Annotated in this window: 14 protein-coding genes; 6 read left to right on the plus strand and 8 right to left on the minus strand. The window is 68.6% G+C overall.

The annotated features are described in order from the left end of the window. Nucleotide 1 precedes the first annotated feature (1 nt). Nucleotides 2-898, plus strand: coding sequence for an RNA polymerase sigma-70 factor (locus E0H73_RS15410; protein ID WP_131355773.1), 897 nt, complete (start codon nt 2-4; stop codon nt 896-898). Here the strand turns inward: E0H73_RS15410 and E0H73_RS15415 are convergent. The 7 genes from E0H73_RS15415 to E0H73_RS15445 all read right to left on the minus strand — a co-directional run bounded on the left by E0H73_RS15415 (nt 895) and on the right by E0H73_RS15445 (nt 6,859). Next, complete coding sequence (locus E0H73_RS15415; protein WP_131355776.1) at nt 895-1,626, minus strand: amino acid ABC transporter ATP-binding protein; 732 nt, start codon at nt 1,624-1,626, stop codon at nt 895-897. The two genes, E0H73_RS15410 and E0H73_RS15415, sit on opposite strands and share 4 nt — an antisense overlap. Next, nucleotides 1,623-2,474: an amino acid ABC transporter permease gene (locus tag E0H73_RS15420; protein ID WP_238164022.1), complete on the minus strand. Its 852-nt coding sequence runs from the start codon at nt 2,472-2,474 to the stop codon at nt 1,623-1,625. Before E0H73_RS15420 ends, E0H73_RS15415 begins: the two co-directional genes overlap by 4 nt. Continuing rightward, entirely contained in the window at nt 2,471-3,196 is a 726-nt protein-coding gene (locus E0H73_RS15425) for an ABC transporter substrate-binding protein (protein ID WP_238164023.1), read from the minus strand. Before E0H73_RS15425 ends, E0H73_RS15420 begins: the two co-directional genes overlap by 4 nt. A 169-nt stretch (nt 3,197-3,365) precedes the next feature. Further along, on the minus strand, nt 3,366-5,144 hold the full coding sequence (locus E0H73_RS15430; protein ID WP_131355779.1) for a 3-hydroxyacyl-CoA dehydrogenase family protein: 1,779 nt from the start codon (nt 5,142-5,144) through the stop codon (nt 3,366-3,368). 64 nt (nt 5,145-5,208) lie between these two features. Further along, nucleotides 5,209-5,661: an NUDIX domain-containing protein gene (locus E0H73_RS15435; RefSeq protein ID WP_131355782.1), complete on the minus strand. Its 453-nt coding sequence runs from the start codon at nt 5,659-5,661 to the stop codon at nt 5,209-5,211. After that, nucleotides 5,658-6,539 (minus strand): class I SAM-dependent methyltransferase, encoded by an 882-nt coding sequence (locus tag E0H73_RS15440; RefSeq protein ID WP_131355785.1) that lies wholly within the window; start codon nt 6,537-6,539, stop codon nt 5,658-5,660. The genes E0H73_RS15435 and E0H73_RS15440 overlap by 4 nt, the downstream gene beginning before the upstream one ends. Next, nucleotides 6,536-6,859: a hypothetical protein gene (locus tag E0H73_RS15445; protein WP_131355788.1), complete on the minus strand. Its 324-nt coding sequence runs from the start codon at nt 6,857-6,859 to the stop codon at nt 6,536-6,538. The genes E0H73_RS15440 and E0H73_RS15445 overlap by 4 nt, the downstream gene beginning before the upstream one ends. A 73-nt stretch (nt 6,860-6,932) precedes the next feature. On the opposite strand from E0H73_RS15445, the gene nucS reads away from it, so the two are divergent. The 3 genes from nucS to E0H73_RS45855 are packed head-to-tail and all read left to right on the plus strand — an operon-like array spanning nt 6,933 to nt 8,255. Then, nucleotides 6,933-7,592, plus strand: coding sequence for an endonuclease NucS (gene nucS, locus E0H73_RS15450; RefSeq protein ID WP_131355791.1), 660 nt, complete (start codon nt 6,933-6,935; stop codon nt 7,590-7,592). Between the two features lie 49 nt (nt 7,593-7,641). After that, nucleotides 7,642-7,959, plus strand: coding sequence for a hypothetical protein (locus E0H73_RS45850; protein WP_165555683.1), 318 nt, complete (start codon nt 7,642-7,644; stop codon nt 7,957-7,959). Further along, nucleotides 7,956-8,255, plus strand: coding sequence for an ArsR/SmtB family transcription factor (locus E0H73_RS45855; protein ID WP_165555684.1), 300 nt, complete (start codon nt 7,956-7,958; stop codon nt 8,253-8,255). Before E0H73_RS45850 ends, E0H73_RS45855 begins: the two co-directional genes overlap by 4 nt. Nucleotides 8,256-8,257: 2 nt before the next feature. Here E0H73_RS45855 and E0H73_RS15460 read toward each other — a convergent pair whose 3' ends face one another. Continuing rightward, nucleotides 8,258-10,135, minus strand: coding sequence for a M4 family metallopeptidase (locus tag E0H73_RS15460; protein ID WP_131355797.1), 1,878 nt, complete (start codon nt 10,133-10,135; stop codon nt 8,258-8,260). 208 nt (nt 10,136-10,343) lie between these two features. Between E0H73_RS15460 and E0H73_RS15465 the strand changes: the two genes are divergently transcribed. Together E0H73_RS15465 and glmS are read left to right on the plus strand one after the other, a co-directional pair. Beyond that, entirely contained in the window at nt 10,344-10,625 is a 282-nt protein-coding gene (locus tag E0H73_RS15465) for a hypothetical protein (protein ID WP_238164024.1), read from the plus strand. 35 nt (nt 10,626-10,660) lie between these two features. Continuing rightward, nucleotides 10,661-12,481, plus strand: a complete 1,821-nt coding sequence (gene glmS, locus E0H73_RS15470; RefSeq protein ID WP_131355800.1) for a glutamine--fructose-6-phosphate transaminase (isomerizing) — start codon at nt 10,661-10,663, stop codon at nt 12,479-12,481. Nucleotides 12,482-12,513 lie beyond the last annotated feature (32 nt).

A 12,513-nucleotide genomic window follows, 5' to 3' on the forward strand; every position in this document is an offset into this window, starting at 1 on the left:
GATGAGCGACCAGTCCAGTGACCCGGCGACCGACGCCTTCGTCGCCCACCGGAACCTGCTGTTCACCGTCGCCTACGAGATCCTCGGATCGGCGGTCGACGCGGAGGACGTGCTGCAGGAGACCTGGCTGCGGTGGAGCAAGGTCGAGCTGGATCAGGTCCGCGATCAGCGCGCCTACCTGATCCGGATCACCACCCGCCAGTCGCTCAACCGCCTGCGCACGATGCAGCGGCGCCGGGAGGCGTACGTCGGTCCCTGGCTACCCGAACCGCTGCTCACCGCGCCGGACGCGGCCGAGGACATCGAGCTGGCCGAGAGCGTGTCGATGGCGATGATGCTGGTCCTCGAGACGCTCACTCCGACCGAGCGGGCCGTCTTCGTCCTGCGGGAGGCCTTCGGTGTCAGCTACGACGACATCGCGGCGGCCGTCGACAAGAACGCGGCGGCCGTCCGCCAGATCGCGCACCGCGCCCGGCAGCACGTCGACGCCCGCCGCCCCCGGACGGTCGTCTCCCCGAAGGAAGGACGGGCGGCCTTCGAGGCGTTCCAGCGCGCGGTCGAGGCCAGCGACCTGCAGGCCCTGCTCGACGTACTCGCGCCCGACGTGGTGCTGGTCAGCGACGGCGGCGGCCTCAAACTCACCGCGCTGCGGCCGATCATCGGTGCAGAGAAGGCGATCCGCATGTTCGTCGGCAGCGTGCAGAAGGTCGGCGGCACGCTCACCGCCGAGCCGACCATGATCAACGGCAACCCGGCGCTGCTGTTCCGCTTCGACGGGAAGCTCGACGGCGTCGTCGCCCTGCGGATCGAGGACGCCCACGTCACCGGCATCTACTACGTCCGCAACCCCGACAAACTGTCCCACCTCGAGTCGGAAACCCAACTCACCTTGCGTTAGGTCCGGATGCGGCGGAGGAATTCTTGGGTGCGGGTTTGGCTCGGGTTGTCCAGGACCTCCGCGGGTGGCCCGCTTTCGAGCAGGCGGCCGTGGTGCAGGAAGCAGACCTGGTCGGCGATCTCGCGGGCGAAGGCCATCTCATGGGTGCAGATCAGCATCGTCATCCCCTCCGACCGCAGGTCGCGGAGCAGATCGAGGACCTCTCCGACCAGCTCAGGATCGAGAGCCGAGGTGATCTCGTCGAGCAGCATCAGGGTGGGTGAGTTGACCAGCGCCCGGGCGATCGCGGCGCGCTGCTGCTGACCTCCGGACAGGTCGTCCGGCCGCGCGTCCGCCTTGTCGCGCAGGCCGACCCGGTCCAGCATCTCCAGCGCCCGCCGACGCGCCTCGTCGCGCGGAACCCCATGCACCCGGATCGGCGCCAGGGTCGCGTTGTCGAGGACAGACAGATGTGGGAACAGGTTGTACGACTGGAAGACGATCCCGATCCTGGACCGGATCCTGTCCGCGTCGGCCCGCGGGTCGGTGATGTCGGCGCCGGCCAGCTCGATCACGCCGTCGTCGACCACCTCGAGCAGGTTGATGCACCGCAGCAGCGTCGACTTCCCGGAGCCGGACGCGCCGATCAGCACCACGCACTCGCCCTCCGAAACCTCCAGGCCGAAGTCGTCGAGCACCACGTTGTCGCCGTACGCCTTCCGCACTCCTCGCAAGGACAGCAGGCTCACACCGGTCCACCTCCCCCGCCGTACCAGCCCTGGCGGCGTGCGACGTAGTCGGTCAGCCGGGTCAGCGGGATCGTCAAGGCGACGAACAGCAGCCCGGCCACGACGTACGGCGTGAAGTTGAAGTCGATCGCGGTCTCCAGTTGCGCCGCGCGGATCGCGTCGATGACGCCGAGTACGGCGATCAGTCCGGAATCCTTCTGCAGGCTGACGAAGTCGTTCAGCAGCGGCGGCATGACCCGACGGACCGCCTGCGGCAGTACGACGAAGCGCAGCGTCTGGCGGTACGACAACCCGAGCGAACGAGCGGCCGCGCGCTGCGACGGATGCACCGACTCGATCCCGGCGCGGAAGACCTCGGCGACGTACGACGAGTAGGTCAGCACCAGCGCGGCCCCACCCCAGACGACCGCAGCGTTCGGCACGCCTTGGAGCCGCAGAGCCGGTACGCCGAAGCCGAGCAGGAAGATCACCAGCAGCAACGGCAGCCCGCGGAAGACGTCCGTGTACGCCGCGGCGAACACGCGGAGCGGGAAGAAGATCGGGCCGCGCAAAGTCCGCAGGATCGCCAGCCCCATCCCGATCACGACGATCAGGACCGCGCAGATCAGCATCACCCGGATGTTCAGCCACAACCCCTCGGCGACGACCGGCAACGCCTCCCAGGCGCGCTGGGGATCGAAGAACGTTGCCCGGACGCGCGGCCAGCCCGGTGTCGATCCGATGCCGATGGCAACGAGCGCCAGCAGCACCACCGAGCTGACCACCGCGATCAGGGTCGAGCGCCGCGCTCGTCGCTGCCGGTACGCGATCCGTTCCAGCTGCAGCGCGGACGGCTGCCAGTCCGTCACGACAGTTCCGGCGCGCCCTGCGTGGTGAGGTATTCCTTCTGCAGATTGGCGAGCGTCCCGTCGGTCTTCAGCGCGTCGACCGCCTGGGACAGACACCCGGTCAGCCCGGATCCCTTCTCCAGCACGAAGCCGAACTGCTCGACCTGACCTGACGACGCCGGCAGCTGACCGACGATCTTGCCGTCGTCGAGCTGCGCCGCGGTCATGTAGAACCCGGTCGGCAGGTCCACGACGATCCCGTCCAGCTGCTTGTTCTTCAAGGCCTGGACGGCCAGGTCGTTGGTGTCGTACGGCGCCATCTTCTGCTTCGGCTTGATCAGTTCCTCGGCCGTCGTGTAGCTCGTCGTACCGACCTGGGCGCCGAGCTTCGCGTCGGCCAGCTCCGCGACCGACTTCGCGTTCGCGATCTTGCTGCCAGCGGTCGTGATCACAGCCTGCCGGACGTCGTAGTACCCGGACGAGAAGTCCACGGCCTTGCGCCGGTCCTCGGAGATCGACACCTGGTTCACGTCGAAGTCGAACTTCTTCGGCCCGGGCGCGAACGCCGAGTTGAACGGCACCGTCTGCCACTTCACCTCGGCGGTCTCGAAGCCGAGCTTCTTCGCCACCGCGTACGTGACGGCCGACTCGTACCCCTTGCCGTTGGCCGGGTCGTCGTTCGAGAACCACGGTTCGTACGCCGGCTTGTCGGTACCGACCGCCAGCGTCCCGGCCGTCTTCACCGCCAGCTTGTCCTTCGCGCAGGCGTCGGCGCCTTACGGCGTCGACGTACTGCTGGACTCATCCTCCGGAGCACACGCGCCGAGCCCGAGGACCAGCGCCACCCCCACCGCCGCCACTGCACGAGATCTCATGCGCAGCAGCGTAGATCAGCGGGGCGTGACTGTGCAGTTAGTTGCTGTAGTCGCGGAATCCGCGGCCGGTCTTGCGGCCCAGGTAGCCGGCGGTGACGAGGTGCTCGAGCAGCGGCGCCGGTGCGAAACCGGGCTCTCGGAACTCGAGGTAGAGGGTCCGCTGGATGGCCAGCGAGACATCCAGGCCGACCACGTCGAGCAGCTCGAACGGACCCATCGGGAGCCGGCAGCCGAGCTTCATCGCGGCGTCGATGTCGTCGACCCCGGCGTAGTGCGCCTCGAGCATCCGGACCGCGTCGTTCAGGTACGGGAACAGCAGCGCGTTCACGATGAAGCCGGCCCGGTCGCCGCACCGGACCGGGTGCTTGCCAGCAGCAACCGCCAGCGCCGCGACCGTGTCGGCCACATCGGGCGACGTGCTGACCGTGCTCACGACCTCGACCAGCTTCATCACCGGCGCGGGGTTGAAGAAGTGCAGCCCGACCACGTCGGCCGGCCGCTTGGTCGCCATCGCCAGGTCGATCACCGGCAGACTCGAGGTGGTCGTCGCCAGGATCGCACCCGGCTTGCAGATCTCGTCGAAGGTCTCGAACAGCGCCTGCTTGACGCTCAGCTCCTCGACCACGGCCTCGACCACCAGGTCGACGCTCGCGAGGTCGTCGAGCTTGGCCGTCCCGGTGATCCGGCGCAGCGTCGCGTCCCGCTCCTCCGACGACAGCTTGCCGCGCTGAACGCCCTTCTCCAGCGAGCGTTCGAGGCCGGCCCGGACCCGGTCCACCTTCTCGGTACCGCGGGCGACGTACAGGACGTCGTACCCGGACTTGGCGCAGACCTCGATGATTCCGACGGCCATCGTCCCGGAGCCGACCACGCCGACCTGCTTGACCGGGCGTACGGCGATCTCCGCGCCGTCCGACGCCGGCGTGTGCTCGTCGTCGACCACGACCGGCGAATCCGGCGCCTCGTAGGTGTAGAAGCCGCGGCCGGTCTTGCGGCCGAGAAGTCCGGCGGTGACCATCTGCTTGAGGATCGGGGCCGGCGCGTGCAGCCGGTTGCGGCCCTGCTTGTACATCGTGTCGAGGATCTCGTACGCCGTGTCGAGGCCGATCAGATCGAGCAGCGCGAGCGGACCCATCGGGTAGCCGCAGCCGAGCCGCATGGCCGCGTCCACGTCCTCGCGGGTCGCGTAGCGCGACTCCACCATCGAGACAGCGTGGTTCAGGTAGCCGAACAGCAGGGCGTTCGCGATGAAGCCGGCCCGGTCGGCCGCCACCACCGGGACCTTGTCGAGCCGGCGGGCCAGCGCGAGCACGTCCTCGACCACGTCCGGCTCGGTGACCACGGTCCGGATCACCTCGACGAACTCCTGCACCGGTGCCGGGTTGAAGAAGTGCATGCCGACGACGCGGCGCGGGCGCTGGGTGGCGACGGAGATCTCGGTGACCGACAGGGACGAGGTGTTGGTGGCCAGGATGGCGTCCTCGCGGACGACCTTGTCCAGCGCCGAGAAGATCTCGCGCTTGAGCTCGAGCCGCTCGATCACGGCCTCGATCACCAGGTCGCAGTCCGCGAGCGCCTCGATCGAGGTGGCGAAGGTGACCCGGTCGAACAGCGCCTGCTGGTCCTCGACCGACAGCTTGCCGCGCTTCACCGCCCGGTCGGTGGAGTGCTGGATGTGCCCGCGGCCGCGCTCGGCCGCCTCGTCGTCACGCTCGACGCCGACCACGGTCAGGCCGTTGCGCGCGAACACCTCGGCGATCCCGGCACCCATCGTGCCCAGACCGACCACACCCACCGTCTTCAGTTCCCGAGCCATGGCCCGAACTATGCCAGTCCCACTACTGGTCCGCCCATGAGCTGAGTCACCCGGGAGGCCAACCTCACACCTCGTCGAACACCACGGGCGACTCGAGCCATCCATCCAGCAGCCAGGCCGGATCCGGGGCGCTGTCGAGCATGGACGCGACCGGTTTCGGCTTGAGCTCGTGCCCAAGCAGGTCCCCGACCGGCAGCCACACCGCCCGATAGCTCCCAGCCTCCGACTCCGCAGTACTTCCCATCTCCGGCCCTTCACCGGCCCCGAACTCGCCACCGATCGACTCCGCCAGGAAGTAATGCTGAGTGCTCGTGCCGAAGTTCACCACGGCGACCAGCCCGCGGATCTTCACCAGCACACCCAGTTCCTCGTGGGTCTCGCGCCGGGCCGCCTCCGCCAGGCTCTCGCCCTCCTCGACCTGGCCGCCGGGCAGGACGTGGTATGTCCGTCCGTCGCGCACCCGCTCGATCGCGGCCACTCCGTGCCGGGAGAGCAGGACGATCCCCGCGCGGATCATGCGCGGGTCGCCAGGACGCTGAACCAGAAGCCGATCCGCGACTCACTGCGTCTGACCTGCTCGACGTTCCAGCCGGTCGCGGCGAGCAGTTCGCGCAACGGTTCCTCCTGCCACATCACGAAATGCCGGGGCAGGTCGAGGTTCCGGTTGGACCACTCCTCGCCCTTGCCCTCCCGGGTCGCGAAAGCAAGAACCGGCGCGGCCCGCAACGCCTTCCGGAGCACTCCGGCCAACTGGGCGCGGTCGAAGTGCAGGAAGACCGCGTCGGAGAACACAGCGTCGTACGGGCCGCCGAAGTCGTCGGTGATCGCGTTCAGCCGATCGGCGTCGTACCCGTCGGCGCGCATCATGTCGAGGAAGGCCTGGGTCGCGTCGGTACGCCGTACGACGAAGCCGCGGCGCTCCAACTCCAGCGCGTCGCGGCCGGTCCCACTGCCGAGCTCGAGCACGTTGGCGCCGGGCGCGACTCCCTCGGCGAGCAGATCGATGAGCAGCTCGTTGGGCTCCTTGGGGATCGATTCCCGGAACTTCTCGGAGGCCTGCTCGTACGTCGCCAACGTCACCTCGTTGTCCGTCGGCACCCGGGTCCACCCGTCGCCGGAGTGCTCGACGATCGCCGGGAGCTTGAGGCCGAGATCGGCGCCGAGCACGACCACGGTCTCACCGCGGTGCAGGTCCGCGATCGCCTGGAGCTCCTCGTCGGGACGCTGCGCGAGCTCGGGTACGACGGTCAGCCGGACGCCGAGGTGGTCGGCCAACCGGGTGCCGGCTGCCACTTCGAACGGGCCGGCGTACACCTGGGCGATCCTGTCCCCGACCACCGGATCCTGCACATCCCCAGGCAGCAGCAGGATCCTCGCGGGGCACATGAGATTCATCCGGCGACATACTCCAAAGCCTCGGCGGCGTAGTCCGGCCAGACCGCGGACTGTGTCAGCGGGATCACCACCCACTCCTTCATCGGCCGGCCCATACCCGGGTCGAACGCCTCGACGCCCGGCAGCGCGAGGGCCTTCTCCCGCGGCTCCGGCGGGAGCTTGAACGTCATGGCGTCACCGAACATCCCGGCGAGCACCTTCTTACCGGTCTTGAGACAGGGCATGCCGAACATGCTTCCCCGCACCACGCCGGCCGACTCCAGCCCGGCCGCGACCGCGTCGTACTCCGCGATCGCCTCTTCGCTCACCTTCGGCATCATGTCCACCACCCTCCCACTCCGACCGGCCAGGCAACATGGGTTCCCGCCGGGTTGTGGACTACGGTTCTTTCTCGTGCGCTTGGTGATTGCTACGTGTTCTGTGGATTACTCCGGTCGGTTGACGGCTCATCTGCCGATGGCGCCGCGGTTGCTGATGGTGAAGGCGGACGGGTCGGTGCTGATTCATGCCGACGGCGGGTCGTACAAGCCGCTCAACTGGATGTCTCCGCCGTGCAAGCTGACCGAGGACGGCGACGTGTGGAGCGTCACCAACAAGGCGGGTGAGGAGCTGCGGATCACCATCGAGGAGGTGCACAGCGACACCGCCTACGAGCTCGGCAAAGATCCCGGTCTGATCAAGGACGGCGTCGAGGCACACCTGCAGGAACTGCTGGCCGAGCACGTGCACACGTTCGGCGAAGGCTGGACCCTGGTACGGCGCGAGTACCCGACCGCGATCGGCCCGGTCGACCTGCTCTGCCGCGATGCCGACGGCAAGCACGTGGCCGTCGAGATCAAGCGCCGCGGCGAGATCGACGGCGTCGAGCAACTCACCCGGTACGTCGAACTCCTCAACCGCGACCCGATGCTGGCCCCGGTCCGCGGCATCTTCGCCGCCCAACTGATCAAGCCCCAGGCCAAGGTCCTCGCCACCGACCGCGGCCTCGAATGCCTCACCGTCGACTACGACGCCCTCCGAGGCATGGAATCCGACATACTCCGCCTGTTCTGAACCCATCGAGGTGTTGACAGGCGTTCACAGCAGGCAGTTACTTAGCAATATGGCTAAGGAAACGGTGATCTGCACCTATCGGGTGCGGAGGGATGCCGAGCACGAGTTCCGGGAGGTGCTCGGCGGGCATTGGGCGACGCTGCGCGGGCTCGGGTTTGTGACAGAGGACCGCGCGACGGTGTTCCGGTCGGTGGACGAGCCGACGTACGTCGAGATCTTCACCTGGGTGGACGGCGGATTCGCAAGGGCGCACGAGCACCCCGACGTACTCACGCTCTGGGAGCGGATGGACCCGCTGCTCGAGGAGCGGGATGGCCAGCCGAAGTGGGACTTCCCGCACTACCTCCCCCAGGATCTGCCGGCTTGACCGCCGGCTCCCGCGGCGGGCGGGACCTCGACGACCTCGACCGGGTGTTCACCGCCCTCGCGCACCACTCCCGCCGTACCATCCTGCTGGTCCTGCACCTGCGCGGCGGCGAGATGACCTCGGGCGAGATCGCAGGCCGCTTCGACCACTCCTGGCCGACAATCACCCGCCACCTGGGGGTCCTGGAGCAAGCCGGACTCGTCCACGTCACCCTGCGCGGCCGCGAGCGCGTGTACCGCCTGGACCCCGACCCGTTGTTCGCGGTCGGGGTCCCCTGGCTCGACAGGTTCCGCTGACCTCAGCAGGCAACGACAGCGTCGACTGTGAAGCCTTGAGCCGTCACCGCGCCGTCACTGGTGAAGTGGACGGTGCCGGTCGGCGTACTGATACACGGCGAGGTGGCGCCGCGACGGGAGGTGCCCGTGTACGTCGCCAGCACGTTCCCGCTCGCATCCGACACGGTCACGAAGTCGAAGTTCTTCTCGGTGTCGAGCAGGCTGAAGTGGAACGCGAATCCGCCGGATCCGTTGTCGTAGACCCACGTGCAGTTCCCGTTGTTGCCGTACGGATGCGGCGTTCCGAACGGGATGGTGGCGTCCGGGTCGCTCACGCACGGCGGAGGCGGCGGTGTTCCCGGCGTGCAGCCGCCATGAACGCCGACGGCTGCCCACGCGGCGTTGATCGCCGCCGTGTTCGGACCCGCGACCGCCAACGTGGCGTTGCGGGCGTCGCAGAAGTTCGCAAACTCCGGCAGGCTGGTGAACCCGTTGTAGAACACCGTCCCGGCGGCGTTCAGCCCGATCGCCGGCACCGTGACGTTGCAGTCGGCGGTGTGCGTGTGGCCGTTCGACCCGACCGCGTCGCAGCCGGCGTTCTTGCCGCCGTTGACGGCGAGGTAGTAGGCGTGGTTCGAGATCCCGCTGTTGCTGTGCACGAACCCGTTGTCGGTCGCACCGACGAGCAGTTCGCTGTAGTGATCGGGGTCGTCGTCCTCGCGCGGGTCGGACATGTTCCGGAACCCGGGGGCCACGTCGGGCGCGAGGAACACGTCCTCGGCGATCAGCCAGTCGGGTGAGCCCGCGGGGTCGAGGCCGCGCTGCGCGGCGTAGAACTCGATCGTGTTGCCCATCATGTCGCTGAAGGACTCGTTCAGCGCACCGGACTCGTTCTCGTAGATCAGGTTCGAGGTGAACTGGGTGACGCCGTGGGTGAGCTCGTGCCCGACCACGTCCAGGCCGCCGGACAGCGAGATGCAGGTCGTGCCGTCACCGTCGCCGTACGCCATCTGCTCGCCGTTCCAGAACGCGTTGCAGTACCGGTTCGCGTAGTGCACGGTCGAGATGATCGGCATGCCGTTGTCGTCCAGGCTGTCGCGGCCGAAGACACCGGAGTAGAAGTCGTCGGTGACGTTCGCGTAGTAGTGCGCGTCCACACCGGGCGCCTGGCTCGGCGAGAGCAGCTTGGGCTTGTTGAAGTTCCAGTGGTCGTCGGCGTCGGTCATGATCGTGCCGGGCTGCACCTGCTTGTTACCCGCGTCGTACGTCTCCTGCCGGCCGTCGACGGAGCGCAGGAAGAAGGTGCCGCCGATCCGGCGGGTGTCGATCTGCTTCGTATCGCCCTTCACCCCGATCCCGTCGCCGTGCGCGACCGCGTCGTACTGCTTCTTGACCGTGCCGGTACTGGCGTCGACCCATTGCACCCAGCGCTGACCCGTCCGCTGGCTGACGACCTGGTGGAAGAGCCGTCCGTCCTTGGGATCGATGCGCAGTGCGGACGACCACTTCCCGGCGGCGCCGACGCGCTTGGCCGCGGCTCCACGGGCACTTGCGGCGGACACCGACGCGCTGTTCTTCGCCTTCAGGCCGGGGAAGTACGTGCCGATCACGGCGCTGGTCCGGCCGGATTTGTCGGTGAGCACGGTCAACTGACCGCCGACGACCGACGCGGTCCCGACCATCTGCTGGTACCGGGTCTGGGTGCCGCCGTCGGCCCGCTGGGCGGTCCAGAGCCGGACCATTCCGGGCGGTACGGCGAAGGCGCGGGCATCGGCTCCGGACAGGGCGATCGAGCCGCCACGGAGCGGTGTCGTGGTCACCTGACCGGCCGTCGCGGTCGAACCGCCGGCGGTGACGAGTGCGAGGGCCGCGATCGCGGCCAGAACACGGGAGCGGGACATGGGGGACCTTCCCTGGTCGATGGGCTATCGACGGGACGGCCGATTCCCCAGCCCCGAGAGTCGTCCCGGTACAGTGCCAGTCCTACGCCGCGGGGCACGCGCCAGCAAGATCCTGGAACAGGTCGCTGGAGACTGACCAGGAAGCCATATTTGCCCGATTTCGGGCAAAACCTTGGCTTGGACCCCTGGAACACTGCAAGGTTGACGGGTGATCAGTGAGGCGGCGGTGGGGCCCGTGGACGAGCTGGCCGAGCAGGTCAGCCGGACCACCGGGCTGTCGGCGGACGACGCGCGGCGCGTCGTGGCCGACGTACTGGCCTATTTCACCGAGACCACCGAGGAGTACGTCCGGCGCCGGCATCGGGAGTTGCAGACCTACGGCGCCCGCAACGACGAGATCTTCGCCCGGCTCGGGACCGAGCTCCGGCACTGGCCCGTGCGCTCCCACGAACTCTCCACGCGGCAGCTGCGACGGATCGTCTACGGCTGAGCGGCGAGCAACCAACCTTCGAAAGGCACCAACACATGTGCGGAATCGTCGGGTACGTCGGCACCAAGCCGGCCGCGCCCATCCTGGTGGACGGACTGGCGCGGCTGGAGTACCGCGGCTACGACTCGGCAGGTGTCGCGGTCCTGGGGTCCAGCGAGCTGAAGGTGCACAAGGACGCCGGCCGCGTCCGTGAGCTGGAGGCGTCGCTGCCGAAGCGGTTCGGCGGCAAGCTCGGCATCGGCCACACCCGGTGGGCCACGCACGGCGGCCCGAGCAAGGACAACGCGCACCCGCATGCCAGCGGCAACGAGCGGATCGCCGTCGTCCACAACGGCATCTTCGACAACGCCGGCGCGCTGCGGGCCCAGCTGGAGGAAGCCGGCGTCAAGCTCCGCTCGGAGACCGACACCGAGGTGCTCGCGCACCTGATCGAGCAGTCCGAGGGCGGCACCCTCGAGGACAAGGTGATGGCCGCCCTGCGCCGGATCGAGGGCACCTACGGCATCGCCGTGATCGACCTGGACTTCCCGGACCGGATCGTGGTCGCCCGCAACGGCAGCCCGCTGATCCTCGGCATCGGCGACGGCGAGATGCACGTCGCCTCCGACGCGGCCGCCCTGATCCGCTACACCCGTCAGGTCGTGTACTTGGACGACGGCGAGCTGGCCACCGTCCGCGCCGACGGCTACCGCACCTTCACCCAGGACGCCGCGCCCACCACCAAGACCGCGAAGACGGTCGAGTGGGAGGCCGACGAGTACGAGCGCGGCCTGCACGAGCACTTCATGATGAAGGAGATCCACGAGCAGCCGGACGCGGTCGGCCGGGCCATCCGCGGCCGCCTGGACGAGCGCTTCCACACCGTCCACCTGGGCGGCCTGAACATGGACGCGCGCGAGGCCCGGGAGATCAAGCGGGTCAAGATCCTCGGCTGCGGCTCGGCGTACTACGCCGGCCAGATGGGCGCGCAGTTCATCGAAGAGGTCGCCCGGATCCCCGCCGACGCCGAGCCGGCCTCGGAGTTCCGCTACCGCAACCCGGTGGTCGAGCGGGACACGCTCTACATCGCGGTCAGCCAGTCCGGCGAGACGCTGGACACGCTGGTCGCCGTACAGGAACTGAAGCGCAAGGGCGGCCGGGTGATCGGCCTGGTCAACGCGGTCGGCTCCAGCATCGCCCGTGAGGTCGACGGTGGTGTCTACCTGCACGCCGGCCCAGAGGTCTCGGTCGCCTCGACCAAGGCGCTGACCAACATGGCGGTCGCGTTCGCGATGCTCGGCATCCACCTGGGCCGGATCCGCGACGTCTCCCCCGCCGACGGCCGCCGGCTGATCGAAGGCCTGAAGAAGCTGCCCGAGCACATCCAGTCGATCGTCGCCCAGGAGGAGGAGCTGGCCAAGATCGCCGGCCGGCTCGCCCAGCACGAGAGCCTCTTCTTCGTCGGCCGGACCCGCGGCTACCCGGTCGCCCGCGAGGGCGCGCAGAAGTTGAAGGAGATCTCCTACCGGCACGCCGAGGCGTACCAGACGTCCGAGCTGAAGCACGGCCCGCTCGCGCTGATCTCGCCGGACGTGCCGAGCGTCGCGATCGTGCCGGACGACGAACTGGTCGACCGCAACATCGGCGCGCTGCACGAGATCGCCGCCCGGTCCGGCCCCCTGTACGTCGTCACTCACCCGACCGTCGACGTACCGGACGGGGTCGCCGCGAAGATCGTCGTACCGAAGAACGAGCCGGAACTGGACCCGATCCTGCTCACCGTCCCGCTGCAGATCCTCGCGTACTACGCGGCGGTCGCGCTCGGTCACGACGTCGACAAGCCGCGCAACCTGGCCAAGTCCGTCACGGTCGAGTAGTCAGTCGTCGTACAAGTCACGCACTTGTACGA

This window comes from Kribbella pittospori (genome assembly GCF_004331465.1).
GTDB lineage: Bacteria > Actinomycetota > Actinomycetes > Propionibacteriales > Kribbellaceae > Kribbella > Kribbella pittospori.

Bases quoted from the DNA above. Each gene is read 5' to 3' on its own strand.
- E0H73_RS15410 (WP_131355773.1), top strand. From the start codon at position 2: ATGAGCGACCAGTCCAGTGACCCGGCGACCGACGCCTTCGTCGCCCAC.
- E0H73_RS15430 (WP_131355779.1), bottom strand. From the start codon at position 5,144: ATGGCTCGGGAACTGAAGACGGTGGGTGTGGTCGGTCTGGGCACGATG.
- E0H73_RS15435 (WP_131355782.1), bottom strand. From the start codon at position 5,661: ATGATCCGCGCGGGGATCGTCCTGCTCTCCCGGCACGGAGTGGCCGCG.
- E0H73_RS15440 (WP_131355785.1), bottom strand. From the start codon at position 6,539: ATGAATCTCATGTGCCCCGCGAGGATCCTGCTGCTGCCTGGGGATGTG.
- E0H73_RS15445 (WP_131355788.1), bottom strand. From the start codon at position 6,859: ATGATGCCGAAGGTGAGCGAAGAGGCGATCGCGGAGTACGACGCGGTC.
- E0H73_RS45850 (WP_165555683.1), top strand. From the start codon at position 7,642: ATGGCTAAGGAAACGGTGATCTGCACCTATCGGGTGCGGAGGGATGCC.
- E0H73_RS15460 (WP_131355797.1), bottom strand. From the start codon at position 10,135: ATGTCCCGCTCCCGTGTTCTGGCCGCGATCGCGGCCCTCGCACTCGTC.
- glmS (WP_131355800.1), top strand. From the start codon at position 10,661: ATGTGCGGAATCGTCGGGTACGTCGGCACCAAGCCGGCCGCGCCCATC.